This window comes from Pseudomonas sp. B3G-3 (assembly GCF_028640915.1).
Classification (GTDB): domain Bacteria; phylum Pseudomonadota; class Gammaproteobacteria; order Pseudomonadales; family Pseudomonadaceae; genus Aquipseudomonas; species Aquipseudomonas chlororaphis_I.
On the sequence record NZ_JAQZAB010000114.1, the window covers coordinates 23553 to 44532 of the forward strand.

General features: G+C 65.5%; 17 protein-coding genes. 7 read left to right on the forward strand and 10 right to left on the reverse strand.

Annotated elements, in window-relative coordinates; translation table 11 throughout:
• Positions 1-29: 29 nt before the first annotated feature.
• The 10 genes from tssH to tssA form a co-directional block, all read right to left on the reverse strand.
• Positions 30-2738 carry a type VI secretion system ATPase TssH gene (gene tssH / locus PVZ80_RS19960; RefSeq protein ID WP_273864457.1) on the reverse strand — a complete coding sequence of 903 codons (2709 nt, stop codon included), beginning with the start codon at positions 2736-2738 and terminating at the stop codon, positions 30-32.
• Positions 2731-3765: a type VI secretion system baseplate subunit TssG gene (gene tssG / locus PVZ80_RS19965; protein WP_009049571.1), complete on the reverse strand. Its 1035-nt coding sequence runs from the start codon at positions 3763-3765 to the stop codon at positions 2731-2733. Before tssG ends, tssH begins: the two co-directional genes overlap by 8 nt.
• Positions 3747-5606: a type VI secretion system baseplate subunit TssF gene (gene tssF / locus PVZ80_RS19970; RefSeq protein ID WP_009049570.1), complete on the reverse strand. Its 1860-nt coding sequence runs from the start codon at positions 5604-5606 to the stop codon at positions 3747-3749. Before tssF ends, tssG begins: the two co-directional genes overlap by 19 nt.
• Positions 5603-6118, reverse strand: coding sequence for a type VI secretion system baseplate subunit TssE (gene tssE, locus PVZ80_RS19975; RefSeq protein WP_009044342.1), 516 nt, complete (start codon positions 6116-6118; stop codon positions 5603-5605). The genes tssF and tssE overlap by 4 nt, the downstream gene beginning before the upstream one ends.
• A gap of 150 nt (positions 6119-6268) precedes the next feature.
• Positions 6269-6712, reverse strand: a complete 444-nt coding sequence (locus tag PVZ80_RS19980; RefSeq protein ID WP_053269330.1) for a hypothetical protein — start codon at positions 6710-6712, stop codon at positions 6269-6271.
• A complete protein-coding gene (locus tag PVZ80_RS19985) occupies positions 6709-7140 on the reverse strand; it encodes a type VI secretion system amidase effector protein Tae4 (protein WP_028682143.1) in 432 nt (143 codons plus the stop codon). Before PVZ80_RS19985 ends, PVZ80_RS19980 begins: the two co-directional genes overlap by 4 nt.
• A 75-nt stretch (positions 7141-7215) precedes the next feature.
• Positions 7216-7704, reverse strand: a complete 489-nt coding sequence (locus PVZ80_RS19990; RefSeq protein WP_009044340.1) for an Hcp family type VI secretion system effector — start codon at positions 7702-7704, stop codon at positions 7216-7218.
• Between the two features lie 97 nt (positions 7705-7801).
• On the reverse strand, positions 7802-9298 hold the full coding sequence (gene tssC / locus PVZ80_RS19995; protein WP_009049567.1) for a type VI secretion system contractile sheath large subunit: 1497 nt from the start codon (positions 9296-9298) through the stop codon (positions 7802-7804).
• 15 nt (positions 9299-9313) lie between these two features.
• The gene (gene tssB, locus PVZ80_RS20000) at positions 9314-9829 is read right to left on the reverse strand and encodes a type VI secretion system contractile sheath small subunit (RefSeq protein ID WP_009049566.1); all 516 of its coding nucleotides are present in this window, start codon (positions 9827-9829) and stop codon (positions 9314-9316) included.
• Positions 9830-9884: 55 nt separating this feature from the next.
• Positions 9885-10913: a type VI secretion system protein TssA gene (tssA, locus tag PVZ80_RS20005; RefSeq protein WP_037005791.1), complete on the reverse strand. Its 1029-nt coding sequence runs from the start codon at positions 10911-10913 to the stop codon at positions 9885-9887.
• Between the two features lie 382 nt (positions 10914-11295).
• Between tssA and tagH the strand changes: the two genes are divergently transcribed.
• The 7 genes from tagH to PVZ80_RS20040 all read left to right on the forward strand — a co-directional run bounded on the left by tagH (position 11296) and on the right by PVZ80_RS20040 (position 20975).
• Entirely contained in the window at positions 11296-12693 is a 1398-nt protein-coding gene (gene tagH, locus PVZ80_RS20010) for a type VI secretion system-associated FHA domain protein TagH (protein ID WP_135007112.1), read from the forward strand.
• A gap of 110 nt (positions 12694-12803) precedes the next feature.
• The gene (tssJ, locus tag PVZ80_RS20015) at positions 12804-13274 is read left to right on the forward strand and encodes a type VI secretion system lipoprotein TssJ (RefSeq protein WP_273864458.1); all 471 of its coding nucleotides are present in this window, start codon (positions 12804-12806) and stop codon (positions 13272-13274) included.
• A gap of 21 nt (positions 13275-13295) precedes the next feature.
• Complete coding sequence (gene tssK, locus PVZ80_RS20020) at positions 13296-14630, forward strand: type VI secretion system baseplate subunit TssK (RefSeq protein ID WP_009049562.1); 1335 nt, start codon at positions 13296-13298, stop codon at positions 14628-14630.
• A gap of 6 nt (positions 14631-14636) precedes the next feature.
• Complete coding sequence (locus tag PVZ80_RS20025) at positions 14637-16004, forward strand: DotU family type VI secretion system protein (RefSeq protein ID WP_273864459.1); 1368 nt, start codon at positions 14637-14639, stop codon at positions 16002-16004.
• Complete coding sequence (gene tssM / locus PVZ80_RS20030) at positions 16001-19513, forward strand: type VI secretion system membrane subunit TssM (protein ID WP_273864460.1); 3513 nt, start codon at positions 16001-16003, stop codon at positions 19511-19513. The genes PVZ80_RS20025 and tssM overlap by 4 nt, the downstream gene beginning before the upstream one ends.
• Complete coding sequence (gene tagF, locus PVZ80_RS20035; protein WP_016703052.1) at positions 19510-20202, forward strand: type VI secretion system-associated protein TagF; 693 nt, start codon at positions 19510-19512, stop codon at positions 20200-20202. The genes tssM and tagF overlap by 4 nt, the downstream gene beginning before the upstream one ends.
• A gap of 47 nt (positions 20203-20249) precedes the next feature.
• Entirely contained in the window at positions 20250-20975 is a 726-nt protein-coding gene (locus PVZ80_RS20040) for a PP2C family protein-serine/threonine phosphatase (RefSeq protein ID WP_016703051.1), read from the forward strand.
• The last annotated feature ends 5 nt before the right edge of the window (positions 20976-20980 follow it).

The window sequence follows — 20980 nt, forward strand, 5'->3', positions numbered from 1 at the left end:
AACGGCTTCCTCTGGCTCGCGTTGGGGCGTCAGTCATGCGGGTCGAATGCGTAGTGCAGCGCATTGTCCCGCTGGCTGATGCGCACGCCCGCCAGCGGCTTGCCCTCGAGCATGCGGGTGAGAAATTCCCGGCTCATGTCCGGCAACAGGGTATTGGTCAGGATGGCGTCGATCATCCGTCCGCCGCTCTCGATCTCGGTGCAGCGCGAGACGATCAGGTCGACCACGCTGTCGTCGTAGGCGAAGGGCACCTTGTGTCCGCTTTCCACGCGCTGCTTGATCCGCTCCAGTTGCAGGCGGGTGATGGCCTTGAGCATCTCGTCGCTCAGCGGGTAGTAGGGGACGGTCACCAGGCGCCCGAGCAGCGCCGGCGGGAAGACCTGGAGCAACGGCTCGCGCAGCGCCTTGGCGATGGCATCGGGATCGGGCAGCCGTCGCGGGTCGCGGCACAGGCTGGCGATCATCTCGGTGCCGGCGTTGGTGGTGAGCAGGATCAGGCAGTTCTTGAAATCGATCAGGCGGCCTTCGCCGTCCTCCATCACTCCCTTGTCGAACACCTGGAAGAAGATTTCGTGCACGTCCGGATGGGCTTTTTCCACCTCGTCCAGCAACACCACGCTGTAGGGTTTGCGCCGCACCGCCTCGGTCAGCACGCCGCCTTCGCCGTAACCGACATAGCCGGGCGGGGCGCCCTTGAGGGTGGAGACGGTGTGCGCCTCCTGGAACTCGCTCATGTTGATGGTGATGATGTTCTGCTCGCCGCCGTACAGGGCTTCGGCCAGGGCCAGGGCGGTCTCGGTCTTGCCCACGCCCGAGGTGCCGGCGAGGAGGAATACGCCAATCGGTTTGCTTGGGTTGTCCAGCCCGGCGCGCGAGGTCTGGATGCGCTTGGCGATCATCGCCAGGGCATGGTCCTGGCCGATGATGCGTTTTTTCATGTGCTCGTCGAGCCTGAGCACGGTGTCGATTTCGTTGCGCGCCATGCGCCCGACCGGGATGCCGGTCCAGTCGGCGACCACCGCCGCCACCGCCTGGTAATCCACGGTGGGCAGAATCAACGGGCTTTCGCCCTGCAAGGTGGCGAGGCGGCTCTGCAGCTCGCCGAGCTTGTCGCGCAATGCCGTGCGTTCGGCTTCATCCAGGCGCGGCGATGGCGCACCGGCCTCGTCGCTGGTGTCGTCCAGCGGCTCGGCGGCGGCGCGCAGGGTGGCGCGGGTCGCCAGCAGTTCATCGACCAGGGCTTTCTCTTCGCTCCAGCGACTCTCCAGGGTCGCCAGGCGTTGGCGTTCCTCGCCGAGGGCCGCCTCGACCTCCTGCTGGCGAGTACCGATGGCGATGCCGATGGCCTGCTCGCGGCCAATGATCGCCTGCTCGGTGCTCAGCGCCTCGATGCGTCGGCGGCTGTCGTCCACTTCGGCCGGCACCGCATGCAGGCTGATGGCGACCCGCGCGCAGGCGGTGTCGAGCAGGCTCACCGACTTGTCCGGCAGCTGCCGGGCCGGAATATAACGGTGCGACAGCTTGACCGAGGCCTCCAGCGCCTCGTCGAGGATCTGCACCTTGTGGTGCTGCTCCATGGTCGAGGCGACGCCGCGCATCATCAGGATCGCCTTGGCCTCGGACGGCTCGTCGACCTGCACCACCTGGAAGCGCCGGGTCAGGGCCGGGTCCTTCTCGATGTGCTTTTTGTATTCGGCCCAGGTGGTTGCCGCCACGGTGCGCAGGGTGCCACGGGCCAAGGCCGGCTTGAGCAGGTTGGCGGCATCGCCGGTACCGGCCGCGCCGCCGGCGCCGACCAGGGTATGGGCCTCGTCGATAAACAGGATGATCGGCTTGGGCGAGGCCTGCACATCCTCGATGACCTGGCGCAGGCGTTGCTCGAACTCGCCCTTCATGCTCGCGCCGGCCTGCAACAGGCCGACGTCCAGGCTGCGCAGTTCGACGTCCCTGAGGCTCGGCGGCACGTCGCCGGCGACGATACGCAGGGCGAAGCCCTCGACCACCGCGGTCTTGCCGACCCCGGCTTCGCCGGTGAGGATGGGGTTGTTCTGCCGGCGGCGCATGAGGATGTCGACCAGTTGGCGAATCTCCTCGTCGCGCCCGACTATGGGGTCGAGCTTACCGCTGCGGGCCTGTTCGGTGAGGTCTACGGTAAAGCGCTTGAGCGCCTCCTGCTTGCCCAGCGCACTGGGCGCCATGGCGCCGCTCGCTTCGCCCGGCGTGGCGCCAGCGTTGAAACCGTCGCTGGCGGCCAGGCCGTTTTCCGGCGAGTCGCCGAGGTATTCGTCGAAACGCTCGATCAGGTGCTCCACCTTGATCTTGTCGAACTCGCGGGAGAGGGCCGCGAGTGCGTGGCGCAGGCTCGGTGTCTTGAGCATGCCGACGATCAGGTGGGCGCTGCGTACCTGGCTCTCGCCGAACAGCAGACTGCCATAGACCCAGCCGCGCTCCACAGCTTCCTCGACCTGCCCGGACAGGTCGGTGATCGAGGTCGAACCGCGCGGCAGGCGGTCCAGGGCGTCGGTGATATCCCTGGACAGGCGCGCCGGGTCGAGATTGAACTGGCGGACCAGGCGGTGCAGGTCGCTGTCCTGCAATTGCAGGAACTGGTGCAGCCAATGCACCAGTTCCACATAGGGGTTGCCGCGCAGCTTGCAGAACACGGTGGCGGCTTCGATGGCCTTGTAGGCCGGGCTGTTCAACTTGCCGAACAGCGCGACGCGGCTGATCTCACTCATGATCGCGGCTCCTTGAGGGGGTGGTATGGCTGGCGTATTCGCGGACCAGCAGCAGGTCGTCGGCATCCGTCGGCGGGCTGCCGAGCCAGGTGTCGAAGCCCAGGCGGGTCTGGCCGTCGAGATCGATGCGCGGCACTTGCGCGCGCTGTAGCAGCAGATTGACTTCCCAATCCAGCTCCTCGCCCTGGTACTCGGCGACCCAGGCGGCCAGTTCGCCGAAGCTGTCCTGGCCGGGCAGCAGGCGTTGGTATTGCGCAAGGCTCAAAGGCCCCAGGCGGATGCGGAATTTATGCTGGCGATCCCAGACGTGGGTGCCCAGGCTCAGGTCGCTGCCGAGCGAGCACAGCGCCACGCCCAGCTGGCTGCGCTGCGGCAACTCCAGCCACTGGCCGACGTATTCCTCGATGCTCACCGGCACGCCGAAATAGTCTTCCAGGATCGCACGCAAGCCGTCCGGGTAGCGGGTCTGTGCCGCCAGGTGGCCGGTGAAGTGGTAGCGCGCCGAGTCGGCGATCGGGCCCTGGCCGAGCAGGCTGGTCATGCCCCGTCCGGACAGTGCGGCCAGGCGCATCGACCAATAGTCGTGGTCGGGGCGGTCGTGGCTGACGGTCGGCCGCGCCTCGGCCCAGGCGCGGTAGAACAGGCACAGCAAGCGGTGATTGAACACGTCGAGAAAGCGCGTGAAGCTGGCGTCGCCGCTGTTGCGCTGGCGATCGCGGGCGTATTCGGTCAGGTGCAGCGGCAGCGGGCCGTTGGGCCCGGTCAGGCCGAAAAAGAACTGCTCGATGCGCGGCGCGGCGCCCTCGGGGTCGGCCTCGATACTGGCCAGGGTCGAGGGGGCAAAGCCGCAGTCGGGTCTCTGCCCCAGGCGCAGCGGGTCGTCGTGCAAGCGCAGGGAATGGCCGATGCGCGGCCGGTCGCTGGCCTCGCACTCGATGCGCCGCAGCGCCTGGAAGAAGTCGTAGGCCCAGGGCTCGTCGGCCATCCGATCGATGCTGTGCAGCGGTTTCAGAGGTTCGGTCGACATCCGGGGTGCGCCTGCCATCGCATGATTTCGCCGCGCTCGGTGGTGCGCAGCACGGTTTCGGTGAAGCTGTTGATCGACACGTAACGGGCCAGGAAACGCTCGAACACCGCGCCCAGCAGGTACACGCCGGTGCCGCGGAAGGCGTTTTCGTCGAACTCCAGGCTGATCTCCAGGCCACGGCCAAACACGATCGGCCCCGGCATCGGCAACCGGCGGGTGCAGGGCGTGCTGCGCACCTGGCGCAGGCCTTCGATCTGCAACTGCAGCGCCGAATCGCCGGGGTCGCCGTACAGGCGCAGCAATTCGCGCAGCGCCGCGGCCCCCTGGCCCTGTTCGCTCAGCGACAGGTAGTTCAGCGATAGCTGGCTGATCAGCCGCCAGGCGCTGGCATCGTGCGCGCGGCTCGGCCGTGGCCGGCTTGGCCCGGCCAGGCAGCGCACGGCCAGCACCGGGGCGCTGTCTTCCAGGGTGAAATCGCTTTTGCCGGTCCCCACTGGCATCAGCAACGGCAGGTCGCGGTTGGTGCACAGGGCGCTGAGGCCGAGCTGGCGCAAGTCGTGGCGATAGGGCGCCTGGTTGACATCCACCAGCGAGACGAAGGTTTCGCTGCCGATATAGGTCGAGCGGGGCCCGCGGCGCCGTTGCTGGCTGGACAGGCGACGCGGCTCGCGGCGGACGATGTAGTAGGCCTGCTCGCGGCCATAACGCAGCGGGTCGCGGATCGCATAGAACGGCTGGAACGGCTGCTCGGGGCCGCTGCCATGGCCGGTGACCTGGGTCAGGGAATGGATCTCGAAATCCAGTGGCCGGGTGCGGTCGGCGATCACCTGGTGCTCATGCACCCGCTCGCTCAGGTGAATGCGATCGGCGCGGCGTGGAAACAGGTTCACCGCCGGCGTGCAGAAGGGCACGAACTGGGCCGCCGACACCGTGCCTTCCAGGGTGCTGTCGAGGCGATCGAACAGCACCACCAACTCCAGTTCCTGGCTGCCGCAGCGCTGCACACCGGCGCTCAGCCCGGTGAAGTCGACGAACAGGAAGCGGTTGGGCAGGGCGAAATATTCCTGCAGCAGGCGATACCCCTGGAAGGCCCGGGGCACCACCGGCAGCACCGCGTCCTGATCGTCGAAGCCGCGGGGTTTGAGGCTCTCCACAGGCAAGCGCTCGGCCCAGTCGCCGTCGACGCTCTTGATAAACACGGCACAGGCATTGCCGAGCAACTGCTCGTACAGACGAAAAGGTTGCTCGTCGGCGCCATTGAGGTAGAGCGGCAGGCTGTCCAGCGCCAGGGCGTTGAACGGCAACCCGGCACCACAGCGCAAGCGCAGGCGCAGCCCGGCCTTGGCCCTGGGTTCGCTGGCGGCCAGGCGGCCGAGGGTCGCCGCCGGGTTGCCGAAGTATTCGGCATGGCCGACCTGCAATGGCCACAGCGTCACCGCATGGGCGCTGCGGTATTCGCAGGCGGTCTGCTCGCCATGGCCCAGCTGGCCACGCAGGGCGGCCTGGCGTTCGACCCTGAAGCCGCTGGTCAGTGAGCCCTCGTTGGGGTCGGCGACCAGCTGGACCACCACCACCGAAGGCGTTGGCGCCAGGTAATGGGGGTAGGCGATTTCCAGCAGATTGTGGGTGAAGGTCGGGTATTCGGCGTCCAGCTTCAGGTGGACCCGCGCGCTCAGGTAGGCGAAGCCCTCCAGCAGACGCTCGACATAGGGATCGGCGCATTCGATGCCGGACAGGGTCAGGCGGCTGGCGATCTTGGGGAACTCCTGGGCGAACTCGGCGGCGCTCTCGCGGATATGCTGCAGCTCCTGGTTGTAATACTCGAGCATGCGCGGGTTCATTGGCGTCTCCTGGCGGGCTCGGCCGGCGTCACCTTGACGTGCCCGGTTTCCAGGTCGAGGGCGGTGCTGAGCAGCAGGCGCAGGGGCACCGGCTCGGCCCACAGATCGCCCTCGATCTCGAAGCTCAGGGCGTTGTGACTCATGTCATTGCCGTCGAGTCGCGCGCGAACCTTCAACGAGCCTTTGAGGATACGCGGCTCAAAGGTGGCGATGGTGTCGCTGAACAAGGCTTCGATGGCCTGTACATCGACACTCGAGGCGGTATGTCCGGCCAGGGGCGGCAGGCCGAAATTCAGCACCGAGTTGCCCGCCGGCATCTGCGCGGCCTGCTCCGGATCGAACAGCACGCAGGTGTTGAACAGCCAGGCCAGATCGCGCAGCACACACGCTTTGAGCTGGGTCAGCGACATGACGCGGCGCTCGGCGGCTTCTTTCGGGTTGTGCGGATCATCGTCGGTCAGGCGATCGAGCAACGAGGGTTGCAGGCGTTCTTGCAGGGTCAGCTCGGCCATTTTCAGTTATCCCTGTCGGCGCAGCCGAGGCTGCGCAGTTGATCCCGCAGGGCCCGCAAGGCGCCGCCCAACTGACCTGCACCCATCGGCTGTTCGGCGTTCATTGCCATCTCCTTGTTCGCAGGCTTCGAGCCGAGCCCTGGCGTGCGGTCAAGCGTCGGGGTCGAACAGGCCGATAAACATTTTCTCATCCCACTGGAAAGGCGGGCAGGCCGTCACCCGGCTCACCGCCGACGAGGCTTCCAGAGTCTGATCGGAGCCGCTGCGTAGCGCTTGGATCTCGGTGCGGCAATCCCGACTGGGCGAGGGCAGTTGTTCGCTGCTTTCCACCAAGATCACCTGGCGTGTCCCCACCTGCTTGGTGCGCAGCGTGCCGCTGGGGTCACGGTGGAACTGGCAAGGCCATTTCAGGCTCAGGTCGATGCCGGGTTGCTGCGGGACCAGCACGCGACAGTTGCCATTGCGCTCTTCCAGCAGCAGGTCCCGGGCCAGGAAGCGCGCCTGGGTGGCGCTGTCGGCCGGATTCTGCGCGCAGGCGGGCAAAATCAGACCCGCCAAGCCCGCGACCATAAGGCGAAACCGGCGCTGACTCATGACAGCTCCCAGAACCACACCTGGGCGGAGTGGTTGGCCGGGTCGTCGTAGGTCTTGGTGAAACCGCGGCTCCACAGGTCGATATGGTCGCCGGCCGCGCGACTCTCGCCACTGCGGGTAAAGCAATCCTTGAAAAAAATGATCCCGTTCTTCTCGTTGAGCTGCAGCTTGGCCTTGGCCGCATCGGTAAAGATGCTCGGCCGGCCCAGATGCTGGCGCCACAGCCAGTTCGCCAGCGACTCGGCGCCGCGGGCGTGGCCGTGGCTGCAGCGCGGTTCCGAATAGGTGTGGCCATCCACGAGGATGCTTCGCTCGGCGTTGAGCGTAATGCTCATGCGGATCGCGCATTGATTTTCCCAACCGCCATCGCAAGGCTGGCTTTCAGTCGGGTAGTTGTTCCACAGATTGATGAACGCGGGTCTGGCCATCATCGAACCTCCTGTTGCGCCGTGGCCCCTGGTACAAGCCGAGCACCCTGCGGCAGGGCTGCAGGGTGGCTGGCGTCACACCTTGACGTTTTGGCGGATATTCCAGCCGTACTTGACCGGGCCGCCGTCCTTGGAACCGTCCTGCTTCTGCGGTTGGTAGTCGACCAGCACCTGGCCGAAATTCAGCGCGATGTTTTCGGTCAGGCGATCCGCGCCGCCACTGCCGCCGGTGCCGATCGAGGACACCAGGACCTCCTTGAGGGTGATGGTCAGGTACTCGACCGGATCGTCGCCGCCGGCCTTGCGCACCGTCAGCTTGGCCTCGTCGTAATGCTTGCCGCTGGAGCAGGCCATCATCAGGTTGGGGGAGGATTTATCCACCCACTTGGTCAACGTCAGGTCGTGGATATTGACCTTGCCGGCACCGCCGCCACCGCCCACATGCATGTTGCCGGACTGGGCCATGGCCCAGCTCCAGGAAAGCACGTCGATCTCCTCCTTGTGGTTCTTGTCCTGGGACTCGCCCTTGACGTCGCCGATCTTGATAAACATATCAACAGCCATCATGCCTCCTTGAGTGGTCTACACCACTGTGCTCCAGCGATTGGCCACGCTGTGTTGCAGTGCACCCGCCACCACGGCGAGTGCCACCGGGGATGGATCAAACCGCCTTGGCGGATGGAAGCTTGGATACCAGCCGCAGCGATACCGTGAGCCCTTCGAGCTGGTAATGCGGGCGCAGGTAGAACTTCGAGCTGTAGTAACCGGGATTGCCCTCGACCTCTTCGACCACCACCTCCGCCGCGGCCAAGGGGTGCTGGGCCTTGGTGGTTTCGGTGGAGTGGGCCGGGTCGCCGTCCACGTAATTGAGAATCCAGTTCTGCAGCCAGCGCTGCATGTCGTCCTTTTCCTTGAACGAGCCGATCTTGTCGCGAACGATGCACTTCAGGTAATGGGCGAAGCGGCAGGTGGCGAACAGGTAGGGCAGGCGTGCCGCCAGGTTGGCGTTGGCGGTGGCGTCGGGGTCGTCATACTCGGCCGGCTTCTGCAGCGATTGCGCGCCGATGAAGGCGGCGAGGTCGGTGTTCTTCTTGTGCAGCAGCGGCATGAAACCGTTCTTCGCCAGCTCCGCCTCGCGCCGGTCGGCGATGGCGATTTCGGTCGGGCACTTCATGTCCACGCCACCGTCGTCGGTCGGGAAGGTGTGCGTCGGCAGGTTCGGCACCTCGCCGCCGGACTCCACGCCGCGAATCCGCGAGCACCAGCCATAGAGCTTGAACGAGCGGTTGATGTTCACCGCCATCGCATAGGCCGAGTTGGCCCAGGTGTACTTGGAACTGTCGGCGCCGTTGGTTTCTTCCTCGAAGGCGAAGGCATCCACCGGGTCGGTCTTGGCGCCGTAGGGCAGGCGGGCGAGGAAACGCGGCATGGTCAGGCCGATGTAGCGCGAATCCTCGGAATCGCGCAGCGAGCGCCAGGCCGCGTATTCCGGCGTGGTGAAGATCTTGGTCAGGTCGCGCGGGTTGGACAGCTCCTGCCAGGAGCCCATGCCCATCACCGTCGGCGAGGCCGCGCTGATGAACGGCGCATGCATCGCCGCGCAGACCTTGGCCAGCTCGCCGAGCAGCTCGACGTCCGGCGACGACTGGTCGAAGTAGTAATCGCCCACCAGGCAGCCGAACGGCTCGCCGCCGAACTGGCCGTATTCCTCTTCGTACATTTTCTTGAAGATCGGGCTCTGGTCCCAGGCGGTACCCTTGAACTTCTTCAGGGTCTTGTGCAGGTCGCCCTTGGCGATGCTCATCACGCGGATCTTCAGCTGCTCGTCGGTTTCCGTGTTGTTGACCAGGTAGTGCAGGCCGCGCCAGGCGCTTTCCAGTTGCTGGAAGTCGGCGTGATGCATGATCAGGTTGACCTGCGCGGTGAGCTTGGCGTCGATTGCGGCGATGATCGATTCGATGGATTTGATCGCGTCGTTGGAGATCAGCTCGGTCTTGCTCAGGGCCTGTTCGGCCAGGGTGCGCACGGCGCTTTCCACCGCCTCGCGGGCGTGCTCGGTCTTGGGTTTGAACTCTTGCAGGAGCAGGGCGGCGAAGTCGCTCGGTTGTTCGATCGCGGCGTCTGCCTGGGCCTGCGGGTCTTTCATCAATTCGGCCATGGTCTGCGTCCTCTGTCAGGCTTGCGGCTCGGGTTCGGTCGGTTTCGGCGCGCTGGCCAATGCCTGCAACAGCGCCGGGTCCTTGATCGCCTTCATGATCATGTCCTCGGCGCCGGTCTTGCCGTCCATGTAGGTCAGCAGATTGGCCAGCTGGGTGCGGGCTTCGAGCAGTTGGTTGAGGGCATCGACCTTGCGCGCCACCGCGGCCGGGCTGAAGTCGTCCATGCTCTCGAACGTGATGTCCAGGCTCAGGTTGCCTTCGCCGGTCAGGGCATTGGGCACGTTGAACGCCACCCGCGGTTTCATCGCCTTGAGCCGCGAGTCGAAGTTGTCGACATCGATCTCCAGGAACTTGCGGTCGGCCACTGCCGGCAGCGGTTCGGCGGGCTTGCCGACAAGGTCGGCCATCACCCCCATGACGAAGGGCAATTGCACCTTCTTCTCCGCACCGTAAAGCTCTACGTCGTACTCGATCTGCACCCGGGGAGCACGGTTACGGGCGATGAATTTCTGGCTGCTGGTGTTAGCCATTTTTCCTCCTGCGCTGCCTAGGCGGCTGTGTTGGATGGGCGTCGGTTAAGCGTTTTCACTCGGACTGTTCACCTTCAGGCCCGCGCAATTTTTCGAACTGGGAAAAACCGTCCGGAATCAGGTTGCTCACGATGGTGGCGAAATCCGCGCTGACCAGGCTCTTGGCGCGGCTCAAGAGCACGGGCACCGGGCTTGAGGGCTCGTGCCTGACGTAGTAACCGAGGATGCGGTCGAGGCTGCGCAGCACATCGTCACGGTTGCCGATCTCGCCCGCGATGCGCGGCGCGGCGGCGCTGGGGGCCGTGGACGTGGCTGCATCGACAGGCTCGCCGGCCTGCGCGACAGCGCTGGAAACGCCCGGCTGCGGGGCGTGCTCGGCGATGATTTGCACCGCATGCCGAAGCAGTTGCTTGATCGTGCCCAGGTCCGCGCCGTGGTTGGAGCCGACCCGTTCGTTGACCTCGCGCTCTATGGTCAACAGCGTGCCATGGGCATCGTTCAGGGCGGCGCGGCAGGCCTCGAGCTGTTCGCCCGCGCAGTCCTGAAAGGCCGCGCCGAGCTGGTCCGGGCTGAGGCTTTCACTGGCGAAGCGCTGCAAGCCGGCGGCATTCAGCGCGGCCCGCAGGCCGACGTTGCCAAAGGCCCGCGAGCTGATCAGCGGCATGCCCCAGAGCAGGCGAATGACCGGCTCGGCGTTGAGGCCGGCGAGGGCGTTGATCCGGAAAGTGGGGTCATTGCCATCTTCTGCATCCAGCTTGGGATGCAGGTCGTCCCAATACTGCGCGAGCAACTGCTGGATCAGCTGTAACCCTTGCACCAGGCCGGGCAGGCCTTGCAGGGCAATGGCGCTTTGCAGGAAGTAGTTGGCGATGCGCAGGTCTTTGCTGCGCGTGAACAGCTCGACGCAGAGGTCGCGGACCTGGCGCCATTCCGGCGGTGTGGCGGGTAGCACGGCATCGCCCATCTGCCGTTCGGGCTGGCCTTGCGCCGCGCGTTCAAGCTCGAGAAAGGCGGCGTCGTACTCGAGGTCGCCGCCACAGGGGGAGTCAGGGGAAATGGTTTCCAACAAACGCTGTACATCCATCACGGACGTGATCTCCATATCGGCCCGGCAATCGGCGCCCGGTCAGGGCGAGCGCACGACAAAATCCCTTTCCTGCAGATGCGTGTTCTATCCAGACCCACTTTTTGGTCATTTCTGGATTCAATAATTGAACTGAAGTTTTAGCCCAGTTCAATTGTTGTCAAGAAACTCTCCGACCAATGGGGGGAACCTTGTGATGTTTGAAGATAGGTGGTGGGTGGTGGTTCTTTTAGTTTCTTTTGTTATAGGGCTTATTTGAAAAAAGCGAATATAAGCGCAGGAACTTTGAGGGCACGGAAATCTTTTAGGGGGCTATACTCGCTTTGCACTCGCTGGCATGCCCGAGCTGTTGTTATTGAGCAATACCGTACAAGGAGTTCTAATGCCGCTGCGTTTGACAATCACCAGTTATCACAAGCTGACTCCCGGCCAACGGGCGGAGTTCGAGCTTGATCGCGGTGAGCTGAAAATCGGTCGCAACCCCGAGAACGACTGGGTACTTCCAGACCCGGAGCGCCTGGTGTCCGGCCAGCACTGCGTCATTCAACTGCGTGACGGCACCTACTACCTGACCGACACCAGTACCAATGGCGTACAGCTGATGAATGCCGGCGTGCGCATGCACCGCGGCAACAGCGAACCCTTGCGCGACGGCGAACTGCTGCGCGTCGGCGAGTACGACATCCTGGTGCAGATCAACGGCGCCCCGCAGATCGTCAGCGGCGCACCCGGGACGAGCGATCCCTTTACCGGCTTCGATGCGCTGATCAAGCGCCAGGCGCCGGGCGAGATTCCCGCCGCGGCGGCGCCCCCCAGCAGAGTGCAGATCCACGCGGGCGGTTCGCCCCTGGACACCAAGCCCGACCTGTTCGATTTTCTCGCGTCCCCGGCTGTCCCCCCTCCGGCCCTGGCCGACCACGTGCCGCCCGAACGCCATGATTTCCGCCCGCCCGAGCCACAACGCGCCAGCGCCCCCCCGGCCAGCGAAACCGGCGCGGCACCGGCGATTCCGGCGGATTGGGACCCCTTCACCGAGCTGGGTGCGGGCCCGGCGCCGGTGGCGCCGCCCCCTGCGCAAGCCCAGCCGCAACCATTGCCAGCGGTATCGGAAAATATTGCCAGCAGCGCACCCGAACCGGCCGTGCAACGGGCCGCGGTTGCGCCTGCGGCGCCGGCAATCGGGGGCGACAATGAACAGGTGCTGGAAGCCTTTCTCAGGGGCGCGGGGCTCGAGCAATTGCGTATCGACAGAGGCGAAACCCGCGCGCAAATGGAGGCCATCGGCCGCAGCTACCGGCATATGGTCGAGGGGTTGATCGAGGTGCTGCGCGCCCGTGCCAGCCTCAAGGGTGAGTTCCGCATGGCCCAGACCATGATCCGCCCGGTGGAGAACAACCCCCTCAAATTCGCCCCCAATGTCGATGAGGCGCTGCTGTTATTGCTGCGTTCCGGCAACCAGGCCTTCATGCCGGCCGACCAGGCGATCAAGGAAAGCTTCGACGACCTGAAAGCGCATCAACTGGCCGTCATGGCGGGCGTACAAGCCTCGATCAAACACCTGCTCCAGCGTTTTCAGCCCGCGGTACTAGAAGCGCGTTTAAGTCAACCTTCGGCTATTGGCGCTTTGCTGCCCGGTAGGCGTCAAGCGCAATACTGGGAGTTGTTCACGGAACTCTATGCGAGCATTTCCAGGGAGGCCGAAGATGATTTCGAGGATTTGTTCGGGCGTGAATTCAGTCGAGCCTATGAAGAACAAAATACCAAGTTGCGAAAAGGCTGAGTGCCATCGGTTAGTTGGATAAAGGCTAATGGCTATTAAATAGTGAGTTGATCTTGTTTGGCTATCGGTAGTTTCGATTTGGAATAATAAATGTCAGTGAGGACGACGACATGCCAAAGTTCTTGTTGTTCGCAACAGCAGTACTGCTGGCTGCCTGTGCTTCGAGTCCGCCGCCGCCCCCTACGCCTACTGTCGTTGTCATGCATATCCAGGCTGCTGCCGATCTGAATCTTTCGGCGGGCGGCCAGGCGACGCCGGTGCGGGTGCGTTTGTACGAGTTGAAGAGCGGCGGAGCTTTCAGTCGCGCCGACTATTTCTCCCTGGTGAATGCCACCGGCGCGACCTTGTCCGCGGACCTGGTGGCGCAGGACGAATTGCTCATCCAGCCGGGTCAACGGCTGACCCTGGAGCGCACGCTCGACGAGCAGAGCCGTTTGCTCGGCCTGGTGGTGTCCTACCGTGAACTGGACAGCGCCGTGTGGCGCCAGATGGTCAGTATCCCGAGCAATGAAACCACGCCATTGACGGTTTCCCTGAAGGCCAGGGCGATCAGCGCGGCAGCCACGAAACCTGCGAATTAGTCCTGTCGAGGAAGCCAGCCCATGTCCTGGAATAACCGTGTGGTGTGGTCCGAAGGAATGTTTCTGCGGCCGCAGCATCTCCAGCAGCATGATCGCTACATGGAAGCCCTGATCGATGGCCGTTGCCGCCCGTTGAGCGCGGGGGGCTGGGGGTTCTCCGAGCTGCGCATCGACGAGTCCCTGCTCAGCCAGGGCAAGGTGGCGATTGTCAGCGCGCGCGGGGTGCTACCCGATGGCACGCCTTTCGACATTCCCGGCGACGATCTGCCGCCGCCGCCACTGAACGTGAACGACAACCTGCGCGATGCGCAGGTCTTCCTGGGCTTGCCGCTCAAGCGTGCCGGCAGCCGCGACACCGTGGGGGAGGGCGAGGCACCGGGCGGTGCGCGCTATATCAGCCAGGTGCGGGAAGTACGCGATGACAACGCCGCCTTCGAGAGCCGCGCGTCGCTGGCGATCGGCGGCAAAGCCCTGCGCCTGCTGACCGAGCGCGACGGCCTCGGCGAATATGCCTGCCTCGGTTTGATCCGGGTCCTGGAAAAACGCGCGGACAATGCCGTGCAGCTGGACGACGACTATATTGCGCCGCTGCTCGATGTGGCCGCCTCCGGCGTGCTGGCGGCCTTTCGCAGCGAGCTGCAAGGGCTGTTGCACCAGCGCGGCGAGGCCCTGGCAGGAAGGGTGGTGGCCTCGGGGGCCGGCGGTGCCTCGGAGATCGCCGACTTTCTGCTGCTGCAACTGGTCAATCGCGCCGAGCCCCTGCTCAGCCACCTGGCCCGGTTGAGCCCCTTGCACCCGCAGGACTTCTATCGCGAGGCGGTCTGCCTGGCGGGGGAGTTCGCCACCTTTTCCGCCGCCGGGCGTCGCCCCAGCGACTACCCGGCCTATGCCCACGACGACCTGGCGAGCAGTTTCGCCCCGGTGATGCACGATCTGCGGCAAGCCTTGTCGATGGTCATCGATACCCGCGCCACGCCGATTCCCATCGTCGAGAAATCCTACGGCGTGCATGTGGCGATGCTGGCCGACAAGAGCTTGCTGGAAATGGCCAGCTTCGTCCTGGTGGTGCGGGCCGAGGTACCGGCCGAAACCCTGCGCACGCATTTCCCCCAGCAGGCCAAGATCGGCTCGGTGGAGCACATCCGCGACCTGGTCAACCTGCAGTTGCCGGGCATCGCCTTGCTGTCCATGCCCGTGGCGCCGCGGCAGATTCCCTATCACGCCGGCTCGAGCTATTTCGAACTGGACCGTGGCAGCGAGCACTGGAAACAGTTGGCCAACTCAGGGGGATTCGCCTTTCACATTGCCGGCCAGTTCCCGGGCCTGAACCTGGCCTTCTGGGCCATCCGAGGATAATTCGTCATGCACCCGATCGATGATCCCTTCGGCAGCTCTGGCGTAGGCGGCACTTCAGGCGGCGCCTCGCCGGGCGGCAACGACCATACCCTGATCATGCCGCGGCCCGGCGGGCGCTCCGTCGATGCCTCTGCCCCAAGGAAGGATGGCGCCAGCGCCGCCGATTCGCACATTGCGATGCCGGGCGCGCCGGTGGCGAGCAGCCTGGCCCAGGGCCTCAACCCGCTGGAGCGGGCGGCCGGCCCGATACTGGCGTTGCTGACCCGCTTGCGCAGCACCCTCGCTCACCCGCAACCGGCCAGCCTGCGCGCCCAGTTGCTGGCCTACCTGCGCCAGTTCGAGGAGCAGGCGCGCGCCGCCGGCGTCGCCCAGGATGAGGTGATGCTCAGCCGTTATGTGCTCTGTACCGCGCTGGACGAGGCGGTACTCAGTACGCCCTGGGGCAGTACCAGCGACTGGGGCAAGCAGAGCCTGCTGATCACCCTGCACAACGAAGCCTGGGGCGGCGAAAAAGTCTTCCAGCTGCTCGAGCACTGTCTGCAGAACCCACAGCAGCGCCTGCACATTCTCGAGCTGCTGTACCTCTGTATCTGCCTGGGCTTCGAGGGCCGCTACCGGGTCATGAATGACGGCCGCAGCCAGCTGGAGGCCTTGCGCGAACGCACCAGCGCGACCATTCGCAGCGTGCGCGGCGAATTCGAGCGCGAGCTGTCGCCGCATTGGCGGGGGCTCAGCGTGGTGCGCGATCGCTTGTCGCAATTCCTGCCGCCCTGGGTTGGCGTGGCCATTTGCCTGGCCGTGCTGTTGCTGCTGCTGTTCGGCTTGCGCCTGAAGCTGGCGGCCGACGCCGAGCCGGTGTTTCGCAATATCCACGCCCTGGGCGAGATCCCGGTGCAAACCATCGACCGTCCAGCGCAGCAGCCCAGGTTGATCGAACGCCCACGCCTGGCGCGCTTCCTCGCCGAGGACATCAAGGCCCAGCGCGTCGCCGTGGAGGATGCGCTGGATCGCTCGGTGGTGACCATTCGTGGCGACGAGTTGTTCGCCTCGGGCAGCGCGAGCATTTCCGAACAGTTGCAGCCCTTGCTGCTGCGGGTCGCCGATGCCCTGCGCCAGGTCAAGGGCACGGTGCAGGTCACCGGGCACAGCGATAACCGACCGATCGCCACCTTGCGCTACCCCTCGAACTGGAAGCTGTCGCAGGATCGGGCGCAGCAAGTGATGGAGATCCTCGCCGCCCGCAGCGGGCAACCCCAGCGCTTCACCGCCGAAGGGCGCAGCGACGCGGAACCTGTTGCTTCCAATGACAGCGCCGCCGGACGCGCCAGGAACAGGCGCGTAGAGATTACCGTGCTAGCGGAGGGCAACCAGTGAAGGCCTTTATCAATTTCCTGGTGCGCTGGGTGGTGCCGCTGCTCGGCCTGCTCGCCCTGAGCCTGGTGATCTGGTTCCTCGGTCCGCTGATCATCGTCGCCACCTATGAACCCTTGGCCCCGGCGGCCGTACGCTGGGCGCTGATCGGCCTGTTGTTCCTGGCCTGGATCGGTGTGCGCGTATTGCGCATCGTCCAGGCCCGGCGCAACGCCGCCAAGGTCATGCAGGGCCTGGCGGCGGTAGCGCCGGATGCGGCCAGCGTCGCCACCGCCGAAGAGCTGGCGGCCCTCAAGCAACGCATGGACGAAGCGCTGCTATTGCTCAAGCGCAGCAAGCTCGGCGGTAACGAGCGGCGCAACCTTTACGAGCTGCCCTGGTACGTGATCATCGGCCCGCCGGGCTCGGGCAAGACCACCGCGCTGGTCAATTCCGGGATGCACTTTCCGCTGGCCGAACAGATGGGGAGCGGGGCGATCCGCGGCGTCGGCGGTACGCGCAACTGCGACTGGTGGTTCACCGACGAAGCGGTGCTGCTGGACACCGCCGGGCGCTACACCACCCAGGACAGCCATGCGGCGGTGGACAAGGCGGCCTGGCTGGGCTTTCTCGACCTGTTGAAGAACCAGCGCAAGCGTCGGCCGATCGATGGCGTCTTCGTCGCCATCAGCCTGTCCGACCTGCTATTGGGCAGCGAGGCCGAGCGCAGCGCCCATGCCCGGGCCATCCGCACGCGGGTGCAGGAGTTGTATAGCCAGCTCGGTGTGCGCTTCCCGATCTACGTGATGCTCACCAAGTTCGACCTGGTGCCGGGGTTCATGGAGTTCTTCGACGCGCTGAGCAAGGAAGAGCGCGCGCAGGTCTGGGGCGTCACCTTTGCCCTGGACGATGGCAAGAGCCCCCAAGGCCCGCTGGCCCGTTTCGACGAGGAATTCACCGCCCTCGAGGCGCGTCTTACCGAGCGTTTGGTGGAACGCCTGCAACAGGAGCGCGACCCCAACCGACGCGATCTGATCTACGGCTTCATCCAGCAGTTCGCGGCGTTGCGGCACAACCTGTCGTCCTTCCTCGAGGGGGTATTCAAGCCCAATCCCTATGAAGAACGTGCGCTGTTGCGCGGGCTTTACTTCACCAGCGGCACCCAGGAAGGCAGCCCCATCGACCGTCTGATCGGCAGCATGGCGCAAAGCATGAACCTGGATCGCCAGCACCTGGCGCGCCAGACCGGCACCGGTCGCAGTTACTTCATCACCCGCTTGTTCCGCGATGTCGCCTTTGGCGAGCGCGGCCTGGTCGGCAGCAACCCCAAGGTCGAGCGCCGGCATCGCTGGATCAATCGTGGCGTACTCGCCGCCAGTGCCGTGGTCTTGCTTGCGGTGACGGCCATCTGGGTCGCCAGCTACCGCGCCAATCAGGCCTATATCGCCGAGGTGGACGCGCGCCTGGCGCCGCTCAAGGGGCAGGTCGAATCGCTCAGCCCGGCGCAGCGCGAGGTATTGGCCGTGCTGCCGCTGCTCAACGCCGTTCGCCATGTCGCCGACAATTCGCTGTCCTGGGCCGAAGGCTACGGCCTGTTCCAGGGCGACATGCTCGGCGCCGAAGCCACCAGCGTGTACCGCAAGCTGCTGATCGCGGTGCTCGCGCCACGACTGCTGACGCGCATCGAGGAACAGTTGCGCAGCGGCGGCAACACCGAGTTTCTCTACGAAGGCCTCAAGGTCTACCTGATGCTGGCCAGCGCCGAGCACTATGACGCCGATGCCATCAAGACCTGGATCAACCTCGACTGGGACCGCAGCCTGCCGCGCGACCTGGCCCCGGAACAGCGGCTGGCCCTGGCCGAGCATCTCAATGCGCTGTTCGCCCACAAGCCACCACCGGCGAGGCTGGATGAGGAACTGCTGGCCGACCTGCGTCGGCAGTTGCAACAGATGTCCGTGGCGCAGCGGGTCTACAGCCGGGTGAAACGCCAGAAGCTGCCCGAGGGCGTAGCGGATTTTCGCCTCAGCGAAGCGGCCGGGCGCGACGCCGCCCTGGTGTTCACGCGCAAGAGCGGCAAGCCGTTGAGCGATGCGTTATCCGGTTTCTATACCTACCGCGGCTACCGCCAGGCGTTCATGGTCGCCAGTCTCAGCCAGTCCGGCGCCCTGGCCGAGGAGCAATGGGTACTCGGCCGGCCGCTGAACGACAACCAGGATGTCGCCAGCCTGGCCCTGGAGGTGCGGGCCCTGTACTTCCAGGATTTCCTCAACCAATGGGAAACACTGCTCGGCGATCTCGACTTCGTCTCGGTCAACAGCATCGCCCAGGCTGCCGATGTGCTGCGGGTGCTCTCCGGGCCAAACTCGCCACTGAAGAAACTGCTCGCCGCAGTGGCCAAGGAAACCAACCTGCAACAAGAGGATCGCCTGCTGGCCGAGAAGCTCAAGGCCGCCGACGGCACCGTGGACAAACTCAAGCAGCAGCTCGGCTCGCTGGTCGGCCAATCGGCCCAGGAAGATTCGTCGGCAGCCTCGCAGGTCGATCCTATTACCGCGCGTTTCGCCGAACTCAATAGCCTGCTGGCCACCAGCGGGGAGGGGCCCGCGCCGATCGACGATCTGCTGGCCCAGCTCAACGAGCTCTATGTGCAGGTCAGCGCCATGAGCGGCGCCAGCGGCGAGGCCCTGCTGGGCGAGGCGAAGAACCAGGCGGTGGCCACGGCATCGCGGGTCAAGCTCGGCGCCGAGCGTCAGCCGCCACTGGTGCAGAAGCTGGTCAACTCGGTGGTCAACGCCACCACCAGCAGCATGATGGGCGGCATCCGCACCCAGCTGAACGCGGCCTGGGTCAGTGAGGTGGTGAATGTCTACCGCCAGTCCCTGGCTGGCCGTTACCCCATGGTCAACTCCAGTTCGCGGGAGGCCACCCTGGAGGACTTCGGCAACTTCTTCGGCGTGGGCGGGGTGATGGACAACTACTTTCGCAAGTACCTGCAACCCTACGTCAACACCTCGACCAGCAGCTGGCGCTGGCAGCCGGGCGCAGCGGAAAAGCTCGGCATAGGCCCGGGCGTGCTGCAAACCTTCCAACGCGCCGCGGCCATTCGCGATGCCTACTTCCGCGCCGGAGGCACCCGGCCGACGGTTCGCTTCGAACTCAAGCCCGTGGCCATGGACGCCTCCATCAGCCAGTTCCTGCTCGACCTGGACGGCCAGCAGCTCAGCTACGACCATGGCCCCAGCCGGCCGATGGCGATGCAATGGCCCAGCCCCAACAGCCTGGGGGTGGTGCGCCTGTCCGTCACGCCGCCCACCAGCGCCGGTCGTTCGGGGCTGACCCTGGAAGGGCCCTGGGCCTGGTTTCGCCTGCTGGAACAGTCCGACCTGACCCAGGGCAACGCCCCGGACCGCTTCACCCTGCGCATGCGCGTCGACAGCTCCAGCATCTCCTGCGAGCTGCGCGCCAGCAGCGCGTTCAACCCGTTCAAGGGCCGGCTGTTGTCCGGCTTCAGCCTGCCGGAGCGCTTGTGAGCAGCCCCGGTTTCTATGGCAAGCTGGCCGGCCGCGGGGACTTCATCCACCGCGGCCTGTCGCCGAGCTTTATCGAGCGCTGGGATGCCTGGCTCTCCGCCGGCATGGCCACCAGCCAGGCGGCGCTGGGGGCGGCCTGGCTGGATGCCTACCTGGTCAGCCCGCTGTGGCGCTTTGCCGTGGCGCCGGGCCTGCTCGGCAATGAGGCGGTGGTGGGGGTGATGATGCCCAGCGTCGACCGGGTCGGGCGCTACTTCCCGCTGACCATCGCGTTGCAGCTGGAGGCCGAGACCGACCTGGGCGCGCTGGTGGCCGGCCCGGATGACTGGTTCGAGGCCGCCGAGGCCCTGTTGCTCTCGACCCTGGAGCCCGAGGCCGATGTCGAGGCCTTCGAGGCCGCGGTGCCGGCCCTCGGTAGCCCGGTCTGTAGCGTGCAGGTGCTGTGCATGCCGGCGCTGGAGGGGCAGATGCGCTTCGCCGCCACGACTGCGGCGGCGCGCGGGGCGGTGCTGCTGCAGCACGCCTGCGAGGGCGCGAGCCTCTGGTGGGGCAAGGGCTCCGGACGGGTCGCCGCTGGGCTGCTGCGTTGCCAGGGGTTGCCGGCGGCGCAGGATTTCAGCGGTTTTCTGCTGGGCGAGGGCGGCTGCGCGTCGCTTGCGCAAACCGTGCAGTTCGATTTCGGGAGCTGATTTTAAGAGCTGATTTTGGGAATTAGGGACATTTCGGGAGCCAGGGCATGTCGTCAGCCGTAACGCGTTACGAATCCGCCAGCCACAGCCATGTCGGCATGGTGCGTCAGGTCAACGAGGATGCCTGTCTGGATGCCGTGCAAGCCGGCCTCTGGGCGGTGGCCGACGGCATGGGCGGGTATGCGGCGGGCGATTTCGTCAGCAGCCTGATCGTCGACACGCTGCGCGCCATCCCGCCCGAGCCCGCCTTGCCGGCCTATGTCCAGGCATTGCGGGCGGGGCTGGAGCAGGCCAACGCGGCGGTTCGCCAGGAAACCGCCCAGCGCGGCGTCGGCATCATGGGCAGCACCCTGGTGCTGCTGGCCGCCCGAGGTGACAAGGCCACCTGCCTGTGGGCCGGCGACAGCCGCCTGTATCGCCTGCGCGAGGGCCAGCTGGAGGTCATCAGCCATGACCACAGTTATGTCCAGGAGTTGCTGGACAGCAGGCTGCTCAGCGAGGACGAGGCGCGCGAGCACCCCATGTCCAACATCGTCACCCGCGCCGTGGGCACCCAGGACCGGCTGGAACTCTCGGCGGTGGACCTGGATGTGCGTCCCGGCGACAGCTTCCTGCTGTGCAGCGACGGGCTGACCAAGACCGTCGAGGACCATGAACTGCGCGATGTGCTGGGCAATGCGAGCCCCTATGAGGTGGTCCGCAGCCTGGTGCACCTGGGGCTGACCCGGGGCGCTCCCGACAACATCACGGCGGTAGTCGTCAATGCCCACTGAAAACG